Source organism: Levilactobacillus andaensis, from assembly GCF_016861695.1.
GTDB classification, from domain to species: Bacteria; Bacillota; Bacilli; order Lactobacillales; family Lactobacillaceae; genus Levilactobacillus; species Levilactobacillus andaensis.
Window position 1 is genome coordinate 1 of sequence record NZ_BOLP01000005.1, and the last position, 12,411, is coordinate 12,411.

The 12,411-nt window shown below is 48.6% G+C and carries 6 protein-coding genes; all 6 read left to right on the top strand.

The annotated features are described in order from the left end of the window. Positions 1-241 precede the first annotated feature (241 nt). The gene (locus JUF10_RS04700; RefSeq protein ID WP_203641096.1) at positions 242-3,853 is read left to right on the top strand and encodes a hypothetical protein; all 3,612 of its coding nucleotides are present in this window, start codon (positions 242-244) and stop codon (positions 3,851-3,853) included. Next, on the top strand, positions 3,843-5,954 hold the full coding sequence (locus JUF10_RS04705) for a hypothetical protein (RefSeq protein ID WP_203641097.1): 2,112 nt from the start codon (positions 3,843-3,845) through the stop codon (positions 5,952-5,954). Before JUF10_RS04700 ends, JUF10_RS04705 begins: the two co-directional genes overlap by 11 nt. Positions 5,955-6,269: 315 nt before the next feature. After that, positions 6,270-7,199 carry a glycine--tRNA ligase subunit alpha gene (gene glyQ, locus JUF10_RS04710; protein WP_203641098.1) on the top strand — a complete coding sequence of 310 codons (930 nt, stop codon included), beginning with the start codon at positions 6,270-6,272 and terminating at the stop codon, positions 7,197-7,199. Beyond that, entirely contained in the window at positions 7,199-9,274 is a 2,076-nt protein-coding gene (gene glyS, locus JUF10_RS04715) for a glycine--tRNA ligase subunit beta (protein WP_203641099.1), read from the top strand. Before glyQ ends, glyS begins: the two co-directional genes overlap by 1 nt. Before the next feature lie 632 nt (positions 9,275-9,906). Further along, the gene (locus JUF10_RS04720; protein ID WP_203641100.1) at positions 9,907-10,407 is read left to right on the top strand and encodes a hypothetical protein; all 501 of its coding nucleotides are present in this window, start codon (positions 9,907-9,909) and stop codon (positions 10,405-10,407) included. A gap of 147 nt (positions 10,408-10,554) precedes the next feature. Continuing rightward, positions 10,555-12,405 (top strand): DNA primase, encoded by a 1,851-nt coding sequence (dnaG, locus tag JUF10_RS04725; RefSeq protein WP_203641101.1) that lies wholly within the window; start codon positions 10,555-10,557, stop codon positions 12,403-12,405. The last annotated feature ends 6 nt before the right edge of the window (positions 12,406-12,411 follow it).

A 12,411-nucleotide genomic window follows, 5' to 3' on the forward strand; every position in this document is an offset into this window, starting at 1 on the left:
CAGAGGTGATATGCCTCTTTTTTTATGCAAAAATGGTGTCGATGGATTTCTCCATCAACACCAAATATCATAGAACCATTATTTTTGAGGCACATTCAACTGCTCAGATTGAGCTGGTGGATGTGCCTTTTAATATGTATGTAAAGTCTTAGAAAGGCTTTTGTATCAGGACTGTAAAGCATATTGACAGGCATTTTACGCACTGCTAACTTTAGAAATATATAAGTGGAGGAGTGAGTAAATGGCCGAATTAAATTTTTCAGCAATCCTTGGTAAAGCCCAGCGGATGATTACGGTAGCCGACCCTGGTTGTTTGGTGACCGTTCCAGCACCAACTGGTAGTGGGAAGACGTACGGAATTATTCACTATATTAGTCAAACGGTTGTCGACACTACTGATAGGCGTTTTTTTTTCGTCACCGTTAAAAAGAACAATTTGAATATTGAAAATTTTCGGGCAGCAATTGCACATGAATTTGAGCATAAAAATGGGGCGTTTAAGACTTCATCGGCTCGTGAAGCCTATCTCAACCGAACTGTCGCTGTATTACGTGCCTTAGGGGAAGCAACGGGCGAAGTTAGTACTAGTCAATTACCACCAGAACTATCAGTAAGTGAAGATGTTAAACAAGCTTTAGGTAACTTGCAAACCTATCATGAACGCTATAATCAGCAGCCAGAGAAACAGTCACTGGCAGGCCGCAATGATTTTCAAAATTTAAAATTGGCCTATGTAGCATTTAAAAGAGAAGTCATCAATGTATTGCGACAAACATTAATGTTCAATGACCCGATGACGAAAGAAGATAAAGTGACGCTTGAGGAGTATGTCAATGCAGACAAGACGGACTTAGCACACTATTTGAATCAATATTTTCCCGAAATCAATTTAAAAAAATATCGGTTGGTGTTGCTCACGTGGGCAAAGTTTGTACGGACCTTTCCGTCGTTCTACAGTCAACAGTCCATCCCGGTCACTGCCACTGGTTGTCTAGGCAATGCCACAGTTATTTTAGATGAAGTTGATGAGATGAAGTCACAACTGGTCGATAAAATTATTGATGACGCAACGAAGGTCCCATTGGACTTTCTGTCGTTGTTTCGGGAAATTCGAAGTGGCGTCAATAATCTACAAAAGAAGCGACCGGATGATGTGATGTCTGTGTTGCGCCAGCAGGGAAAATTTAGCCAATTAAAGAAAAAGGTCAACTATCTATCCGCGCAGTATGAATTAACGGAGGACTATAAAACGATTGATGCAATAACGGCGACTAATTTTATCTTTAATTTGGACAGCCTCACGATTAGCAGCAGTCACGGGTGGTGGAGCCACCGCGATCTTCCGGGGAGGCGGGTTGTTCTGTCGGGACAACATATTGTGACAAATGATTTAAAATTTTATCAAATGATTCAAAGTATGAGCTTTTTTTTCAGTAGCTTTGTTCATCTGCTGGCTGATTGGGCTGGGAAATATTGTCAACAAGTTAACGCACAAAGACTGGCGATTGAGAATCGGTTGGAGTTAGAAGATGCGATTGCCACAATTTGTGATTGTCTGTGGCTATCCGCTGACTCAAAGAAATTAGTACTTGGTATGTATCATCAGACGCCCTTGAAATACCGTAAAACGGTTAAGCCTACAACCGATGGTCAATGCGGCCATTACCTGCAACGAAATGGTCTGCAACTGGTTGCATTAACAGATAGTGATGCCCATTTGAATCGAACAAAAATTAGTGCGGCGTTAGTCCAAGAAACTCCAGAAAAGTTTCTCATTCAGCTGGCTCAACGTGGGATAGTGGTTGGCATGTCCGCAACGGTTAAGGTTGATACGGTGATTAACAATTTCGATTTTAACTTTATTCGTGAGCAGTTAGGCGACCGACTCATAGATGGCTTGGCGGATTTACCTGTAAGTGTCCAGAAGCAATTTGACACTAGTCGACGTTGTCGGGCGAATGGGGCTAAAGTGATTGTCAAGGAAACGGCTGAGACACAGGTTTCTGGTGAGAGTGGCGAATGCATGTTCCAATTGATTCATAAACTGTGCCCTGAGGTTGTCTTGGCCCCTGATCAGCTGGAACAATTAAGAACACTCGATATGCTGGTCAAACAGAAGATGCAAGGGATTCACAGCGCTTATCCGAACAATGCTGAACGGCAACTGGTTTCGTTTGTTCAGCAACGCTATTTGGATTTGTTCATGAGTTTTATCTGTTTTCTGGAATTTCCAGATAAGACGACCTTCCTGGGATTACAAAGCGTGTTGCCTAAGATAAAAGGGGAAAAAAATGAAATTCAGATGTCACTGGATTTTGTGACGCAGGTTTTTAAATTACTGTCACAGTTACTGTGTACCGGTGAACCGCATCAGCCACAATTACGACCAATTGCCAAAAAGTTCGCGACAGATAAGCAATTAGTTGACGACCAAATTACGGCCGCACTCGAGCTGCCAGCCCAAAAGGAGACACGGATGTACTTACTGAGCTCGTATGCCACTTTGGGGGTTGGTCAAAACCTCCAACACAACATCGGAATGCTTGAGACGGGTAAGACAGTTGATATAGCTCCGGTTGATGCCAATTCGAATGATCTACGGCGTCAGATGGTGGATTTATCCGGAATCTATTTGGGACGGGTCACAAATATTTTTACCATGGTTCCACAAGTGGCAACCGAAAAAAGTAAGGTACAGTGGATTCGTGCCTGCTATGAATTGCTGAGCTTGGCCGACAATAGTGAGGTCTCACTCCTGGATATCAGTAAGCATGCTAAGAAGCAAAGCTTAGGCGTTCCGGCCAAACAATTTCGGAACACGATTAGCTATGTTGGTGCTCATACGCAGGTTGTTTTGCAAGCACTCGGTCGGATGGACCGGTCATTTAATAAATTGCCAGAAACACTCGTGATTCTGGGAACAGATGTCCGGAACTACTTTAACGTGTCCATGCTGGCTGACTACCAGTTGGGGCCTGAAGCTCAGGCCATTCGCGACCTGCAACGAGAAGCTGCAGATTCGGTTCAGACAAACGAGAAGATTCAGTTTGAACGGTGGGCTAACCGAACTCTAGAAACACAGCAGGCAATTAATGAAATGGTAGGGCAACTTCAAACGGATACCAAGGTTGCTAAACGGTATCAAGATTTTAGGGAGCACCTATTATGTCATCCTACACCCACATTTGATCAGTATCACCAATGGGAGAAGAAACCAGAGGGCGCCTATTTAGACAACGATGTGATCCAGTATCAGGTTGGCCGATCCGGTGAGAACTTTACGTTTGGTGTGAATGGTCGTGGGGCGGAAGAAATTTCCGCCGATTCGGCGGGACTGCCTATCTTGCTGAAATATCCAGGAATGAAAGCATATTTCAATTCTCATGGATGGGCAACCATCTGGGAGAAGACTGGTTTTATTGTCAATCCAGTTCAGTTTGACAATTACTCGGGGATACTTGGCGAGGTTGCCGGTAAACTTATTCTTGAAGACCACTGGGCGGTTAAGCTCAGGACGCTTCCTGCAGGTAATCATGAGCTCTTTGATTTTCAAACGGCGGATCACGTCTATCTTGATTTTAAGAATTGGCGGCATCCTCACGGCCAATCGGCTATAGCGGAACGCAGGCATGTGCAAGACAAATTGGATCGTATGACTGATGTGCAAAAGCTACACAGTCGGCGGGTCCTCATCGTGAATTTGATTGAAACGGCCGGGACCCAAAAATTTGTGCCGAAAATAACGCGTAATGGACAAATTATGGAGGTACCGCAGTTGTTAGATGCACAGGGAAAGCTTGCTTTGACGTCTGAACAGGAAAAAATGATAGGGGATTTTTTAAATGGTAGATAACGTGCCAATAGCTTTGACAAATCTAGTGGACTATGAATTCAATGAGGTCGGTTTTAATCAGCGGCTACGGTTAATTTTGGTTGAAACGGACCATCCCGGCAAACTACCAAGTTGGTTCGATGCTTGTCCAGTTTTAGCGATTCATAAGTTGGCTAAACAGTACGATACTCAGGCTGGCAAGGCAGTTGGTCCCAGTCGGTATTTAGCGTTGATGGCACTAAAACAGCCAATCCCGCAACAGATGACTGACATTCGTCAAAAGATCTTGACCCTGCAGCAAGCTATCCAGCAGAGAATCACCCCGGATACAATCGTTATGCTCATGCTCAAAGCAGTCAAACAGTGTCAGTTTGATGACCAACTCGTACTCAGAAATCAGCGAGCCACTGATCGTTTGTTATTAGTGCATAGACAAACAGAAAAAACGTTGGTTGCAGTCGAGGTCGACTTAAAAAATCATATTTTACAATTACGCACGCGGACCTTTAAACCAGTGTCGGCACCACAAAAAATGGGATTTTTGGTCAGTGACGGGTGTTTGAGGTGGGCAGCCACGGCGTCCGAAAAGCTGTGGGACCAACATCATGTTCATGGCCGGAAAAACGCGATTGATTTCTTTACGCTGCGGGCACTGGCTGATTTCACACAAACCAAGGTGGGCCTTCAAAATGCCCTCCTGAAAGATCTCAAGCAGGTGTACGGGGATTGTTTCCGCCAGTTGCCGCATTTTCACGCCAGTGAGGTGATGGCTTATTCGCCCAAAGCCAAGGTACCAGCAATCAATCAGGTGATAGCGTTACTACAAGGTCAGAACCTACATTTGATGGGCGATGCTAGCGAACCAGACATTCGCGCGTTAGTCGCACATTTGGCGGATAGAGTCCGGACCAGCCCCCAACTTGTACAGGCAGGGGTGACAGTCTCAGTCGGTGAGCAGGCTGTGACGGGATTGAATCTGCAAGTCGTGATGGACGAGCAGGACCCACGTTATCAAGTTGGCTGTAATGATCAAGTTATTCAACATTTAACCTTTGAGAAATTTGGGGACTTTGATGCGGACAAACAGCAGTACCAGTGGCAGGGTGACCAGCAAGTCGATCTGATGGCGAACAATCAATTCTTGATGACGGTAGTCCAGCTGCTAGTTAAACGGGATATTTCGGTCTGTGAGCTACGGTTGCCTACAGTTGTGAAGGCTGACACCGCTGGACATTTTAAGTATTTGTTTTTCAATAGATTGAGCAAACGGACGGAACCGCTAAACCTTGTTGTGACGCGCTTAACCATTACACCTGATCAACGATTGATTTTTGAAGAGACGCATATTAAAGGCGAAATCAACGATTCTACCGCAACTGAGCTCCAGCAAACAGTTAAAAGAACTTTAGCTGTGACTGGAGAAAATCCCTATCTGTTACAGGGGGCTATTCAAAGCAAATCAGACCTCTTTGCCATCTATGGTACAAATTTGATCACGGTCCCAGATGCAGAAAAGATCGCTGCTCAGTTGCGCTCGGCCAGTGAAGAAAATTTAGTTAGCCGGCAGGATCTGTTGACGGTTGCCCGGGGGTTAGTTATCGACCAGAAACATGCGTCGCAGCAGCAACAACTGATTGCCGAACTCACACAGCTACAGAAGACCGAGTTGTCGATTAGAGAGCTGCGAATGGCTCTTAAGCTGACCTGGAGAAAGAACGCCATGAAAGCGTTCAATGCCGCATTTCATCAGGCTCAGGGTCAATGGTTAAAGTTGCCTATTCGGCAAAAGACGTACGCAGCATACTGGACAGGAACCTGTGGGATGGGCTTGCTTGAATTGGCTGGAAGTACCTATTACTTCATTGGACGCAATAACGCGCTAGAAGCCCAGCAGAAGCGGGCGATTCCCTTGAAAAAAATTGTGGCGATTGGAAGTGAACAGCCAAAGGAAGATGTGCACGAAATTTTCCATGATTTGGAATCACTCATGCAGGTTGGATTTGTCCGGTTGAATCAATACACCGTCATCCCATTTCCCTTTAAATATTTACGAGAATACAGTGATCTTCGGCGGCATCGGACAGACCAAATGAAAGCGGCAGCTGCTGCCAACAAGGATTGACACCGTTTCCCCTAAATCCATTGACAACCCCACCCCAGACGACTATCATAAAACTCAGTTAAATAAGTCGATTATGATGAATGAAAAACGCAGTGGTTGTTCTCAGCGAGTCCGGGGTAGTGTTAGCCGGATAGCAAGTGCTGTGGGTTGGCACATTCGGAGTCGTTTCCAAGTAAGCTGCTAGTCAGTCTGTGACTAGAAGTAGGGTGGAACCGCGAAATTAAAACTTCGTCCCTACGTGAATTTGCCTCGGTGAATTCTCGTGGGGATTTTTTTGCGCTTATTTGTTTGAAATTTAAGGAGGAAACAGCACCCATGACAGAAAAACTGTCCATGCAAGCAATCATTTTAAAGTTACAACAGTACTGGTCCGCACAGGGCTGCATGCTGATGCAAGCTTACGATACTGAAAAAGGGGCCGGGACGATGAGTCCTTACACCTTCTTACGGGCGATCGGACCAGAACCTTGGAACGCCGCTTACGTTGAACCTTCCCGGCGACCAGCCGATGGTCGTTACGGGGAAAACCCCAACCGGTTATACCAACATCACCAGTTCCAAGTGATCATGAAGCCTTCACCCGATAACATTCAGGAACTTTATCTGAACAGTTTGAAGGAACTCGGCATCAACCCGCTCGAACATGATATTCGGTTCGTTGAAGACAACTGGGAAAACCCATCCATGGGTTGTGCCGGTGTTGGTTGGGAAGTTTGGTTAGACGGGATGGAAATCACCCAGTTCACCTACTTCCAAGTCGTTGGGGGGATGGAAGTTGATCCCGTCACTTCCGAAGTGACCTATGGTTTGGAACGGTTGGCTTCCTACGTCCAAGACGTCAACTCCGTTTTTGACCTGGAATGGGCCGACGGTGTTAAGTACGGCGACATCTTCAAGGAACCCGAATACGAACACTCCAAGTACAGCTTCGAAGAAAGCAACCAAGACATGTTGCTCCGGCACTTCGACGAATACGAAGACGAAGCCAAGAAGCAGATTGCTAATGGTCTGGTTCACCCAGCCTACGACTACATCTTGAAGTGTAGCCACACCTTTAACCTGCTCGATGCGCGGGGTGCCGTTTCCGTGACTGAACGGGCCGGTTACCTCTCTCGCATCCGGAACATGGCGCGCGCCGTGGCACGGGCTTTCGTTGCTGAACGGAAGAAGCGTGGGTTCCCATTGATCAAGGATGACACCTTACGTGCAAAACTATTAGCAGACGATGAGGAGGCCAAAAAATAATGGCACACACATTTTTACTTGAAATTGGACTAGAAGAAATGCCGGCCCACGTGGTGACGCCAGCTATCAAGCAACTGGTCAAGCGTACGGCCGACTATTTAAAGGAACAACGCGTCGACTATGACGACATCAAGCCATTTTCAACGCCGCGGCGCTTAGCCATTCAAATCAGTGGCTTAGCCGACAAGCAAGAAGACATCAGCGAATCCGTCAAGGGCCCCGCTAAGAAAATCGCTCAAGACGCCGATGGCAACTGGTCAAAGGCCGCCATTGGGTTTACCCGTGGTCAGGGCTTGACACCAGATGACATTACCTTTAAGGAAATCAAGGGAACCGAATACGTCTACGTCGACAAGTTTATTGCCGGTGAACCCGTTGCCGCTGTCTTGGCTGGCTTGAAGGACGTTATTACGGCGATGACCTTCCCAACCATGATGAAATGGAGCACGCATCACTTCGAATACATCCGGCCAATTCGTTGGATCGTAGCATTGTTAGATGCCGACGTGATTCCATTTAGTATCCTGGACGTCACGACCGGTCGCAACACACGCGGTCATCGTTTCTTAGGTTCCGACATCGATATCGCCACGGCGGCCGACTACGAAGCCGACTTAACCGCTCAATTCGTGATTGCCGATGCCGATAAGCGCAAGTCGTTGATCAAGCAACAGATTGAAAAGATTGCTGCCGACCACAGCTGGACGGTCAACATTGACGCCGGCCTGCTGGAAGAGGTCAACAACCTGGTTGAATGGCCAACTGCCTTTGAAGGTAGCTTCGATGAAAAATACCTGACCATCCCCGAAGAAGTCCTGATCACCTCCATGCGTGACCACCAACGCTTCTTCTACGCACGGGATGCCAGCGGCAAGCTCTTACCTAACTTCATCTCCGTTCGTAATGGGAACGACCACGACCTCCAAAACGTGGTTGCCGGGAACGAAAAGGTCCTGACAGCGCGTTTGGAAGACGCCATGTTCTTCTACACGGAAGACCAAAAGAAGACCATCGCCGATTACGTGGAACGGCTCAAGTCCGTTAGCTTCCACGATAAGATTAGCACGATGGCCGAAAAAATGGATCGCGTTAAGGCTATCGTGAGCGTCTTGGCTAAGCATTTCGACTTAAACGATGCCCAAACCAAGGCCGCTTTACGGGCCAGCGAAATCTACAAGTTTGACCTGGTGACCGGGATGGTCGGTGAATTCGCCGAACTCCAAGGGGTCATGGGTGAAAAGTACGCCTTACTTCAAGGTGAAGACCCAGCCGTTGCCCAAGCCGTTCGCGAACACTACGAACCAATCTCAGCCGATGGTGCCTTACCAGAATCCATCCCTGGTGCTGTCTTGGCCTTAGCCGACAAATTTGATAGCATCTTGACCTTCTTCGCTGCTGGCATGATTCCTAGTGGTTCCAACGACCCTTACGCTTTGCGGCGTCAGGCAACCGGGATCGTGCGGATTGCGCGTGACCAGAAGTGGTCCTTGCCAGTTGCTGAATTGGCTGGTGACTTTATCACCGCTGAAGGGGCTGCTAACGTGGCACCAGACCTTGACCAAGCTAGTCAAATCGACGCGCTGGTGACCTTCATCAAGGACCGGATTCGGAAGATCTTGCGTTCTGCTAAGCAACGGCATGACATCATCGATGCCGTGACCGCCGGCTCCAGCAGTGACGTCTTACAGATCTTCACGGCCGCTGAAATTTTGGCTAACCACGCTGCCGACGACAACTTCAAGGCAGTCATCGAATCCTTGACCCGGGTGATCCGTTTAGCCCAAAAGGCCCCAACTGAATTGGCTGCCGGCACGGTGGATGCTAAGCTGTTTGAAAATGACAGCGAAGGCGAACTGGACAAGGGTGTTGCTACAGTCGCTGCCGCCGCTGGCAAGGGATTGGATGCCCTGTACGCTAGCCTGGCTGACATTCAACCAACGATTGCGGCTTACTTTGAAGCCACGATGGTCATGGACAAGAATGATGCCGTTCGGAACAACCGGTTAACTGAACTGAGCCACTTGGCAACCTTAGCGTTGACCTTGGGCGACTTGGACCAATTGATCGTTAAATAGGTCATCTGTAAGTCATATGATATGAAGGAATCGCTCTGCGGAGTGGTTCCTTTTTTGCTGGTTGGGGAAAATGATGGGGTTGGTTGCCTCATGATGGCTAGGGATGAAAGTATCTAAACACGATTTAAGCTTGGTATAATGCCGATATTGGTAGGTGAATTAGGCAACCTAGGATGACCTTCGCCTTACCGGCCGCCAGATATGGGCTGGAACGGTGCGGACACAACTTGAAGCCTCGAAAATCACGAGTCTTCAAGCGTGGTCTTCTGCTAAGCCGACGGAAAACCACCGTCAACTAAGCAGAACGACGCGCCTGAGCCCATATCTGGCGACCTCTCGGCTTACATAGTTGCTTTCTGTCGATTAGGAAGATGAACGTAAAATTGTCATCGACTCGGCCGAAGATGTCAAGTGCACCAGGCTTTCAGCAGTTGTTGTGAACAGAACACAACCTGGCAACTGGAGTTAGTTTAACGGTATAAATTCATGCTAACACCGGGATAAAGAAGATGATTCAGTCCACGCCATCCACCACGCCGTGTAGCTTAACTTATCAAGTACATTTGATTGCAGAATTGTGTAGGAGTTCTCATTATAGGAAGAAATTGTCAGAAAAAAGCTTGGTGAGTACCATGTTATTACTAAATTTTACGCCGCAAAGGCTCCGATTGCTTCAAGCATTAGGCTGGGTTTTACTCGTGTTAGCATGGGTCGCACAAATTCTGGGACTCTCATGGCGTGCCCTGCAACCGGTACGGTCATTGCGGCTGCTTGTTATTTTTACGGGACTTGCTTTATTCTTGGTCGTCATAACGGTATTATTAAAACAGATAAGTTGGCGGCAACGACAGGCATTTTTGCTGGACCTAAATCTCATGTTTGATCTGCTCACGAGCATCCTGCTGGCCTTTCCTCAGGCATTGGGCGCGACCGCGATGGCTAATCCGGTTGGTCGGGGCGGCTTAATCTGCTTTGCATTGACCTTGCCGGTTGCCTATTGGCCGCCGGACGGAGTGCATGTGCCGCCAGCCTTAAGGGGAAACTATCCGCTCATTCAGCGGGGGTTAGTCGCGGGCGGCAGAATTTTACTGGCTGCCAGTCTCGTGCTCCTGTTGCTAGGCGGAGCTTACTAGCGAGGTTTAAAAGTTGACAGCGGCCGTAATAGGAGTAATATGTATAGTGTATTTTTGCGCACGAATTCCAATTAAAGAGTCGCACTTTTCGGGTTTCCGGGGTGCGACTTTTCAAGGCTACGGGCGCGCAGGTGAGGGAGTGATGGCTTGGCAAAGATACCCGAAGAAGTGATTGAAACTGTTCGGACGGCGACTAACATTGCAGATGTAGTTGGTCAGTACGTGCAACTCAAAAAATCCGGGAAAAACCTATTTGGCCTATGTCCCTTCCACGAGGAAAAGACCCCGTCATTTTCCGTGACGGAGGACAAACAGATTTTCCATTGCTTCAGTTGTGGTCGCGGGGGCAACGTGTTCAAATTCCTCATGGAACTCGAGCACATCAGCTTTCCCGAGGCTGTGGTGAAGGTGGCTGATTTTAGTCACGTCGATTTGGCTAGCGAATACCGGCAGGATGCTTCGGCACCGGCCGTGGATTCCAAGACGGGCCAGTTGATTGCCTTACACGAACAAGCAGCGAAGCTTTATCATCACATTTTGGTCAACACCGAGGTGGGGCAACCCGCCTTGGATTACCTGCATGATCGGGGCCTCACTGATGACACGATTGAGACCTATCAGTTGGGTTTTGCGCCGAGTCAGCGGCTGTTGAAACCATTCTTCGACCAACGACAGAGCGATTACCAGCTATTACGCCAATCGGGATTGTTCATTGAAAATGCGGACGGGGAGTTACGCGATCGGTTTACCGAACGGGTCATGTTTCCCTTACGCAATGCCAGTGGGCACGTGGCGGCGTTCTCGGGACGGCTGTTAAAGAAGGCCGACGACCAACCGAAATACTTGAACAGTCCGGAAACGGCGCTGTTCACCAAGAGTCGGTTGTTGTTTAACTTTGATCTTGCCCGGCCCGCCATTCGGCAAGCCGGTGAGGTCACCCTGTTTGAAGGGTACATGGATGTCATTTCGGCGACCCAAGCTGGGGTGCTGAACGGCATCGCTTCTATGGGGACCAGCCTGACGACCGAGCAAATTTATGCGATCGAACGCACGACGGATAAGCTCAACGTGTGTTACGATGGAGATGAGCCTGGTCAACGGGCCATCGAACGGGCCTTGTCGTTATTGGGACAACACAGTCACCTGCAGCTCAGCGTCATTCAGTTGCCGGAGGGCCAAGATCCCGATGAGTATCGCAAGGCGCACGGCAACGATGCCTTCAAGCAGATGCTGACAACGGCGAAGGAAACCCCGATTCGATTCCACTTGCGGTATTTGCGGCGTAACCGGGCATTGGATACGGACAGTGAGCGGCTGGACTACTTAAACCAGGCCATGCCACTGCTAGCTCAGGTCCAAGAACCCGTGGAACTCGACATGTATCTCAATCAGTTGGCCACGGAGTTTCAGCTCGACAAGGACGCGCTGGTTGCCCAGTTAAAACAGGTACAGCGTGACACGGCGGCCCAACAGGAACGGCAGCGACCGCGGCAACAACAGCAGTCGGCGCCCGTTCCCGCCGCGAGCCCCGCGGTCACCGTGCATCAGCAACAGCGGCCCCTCACTCGCCTAGAACGGGCGGAACAGGGCCTACTGTATCGGCTGTTACACGACCGCAACGTCTGGGCACAAGTCACGGCCATGCCGGACTTTAGTTTTGTTCACGACGATTATCAAGTTATTTATACCTTGGCCCAGGGTTATTTCCAAACGCATCAGGCGTATGTGACGGCTCAGTTCACGGACTTTATTCAAGAAGACCGCCTACAACAGCTCGTTATTACGCTAGAGACCAAGTCTTACGCGGCGGTTACCCCGCGGGAGATCGATGACTATTTAGCAGTCATTATGGATGAAGCCCCAATCGAGGAGCAGCTCCGGTTAAAGAAAAATCAATTGACGGAAGCTTCCCGGTTGGGGGACGCCGAGCAACAACGGCAACTCGTCGTTGAGATCGTTCAACTCGAACGCCAGCGACAAGCGAACAAGCAAGTTTAATAGGGG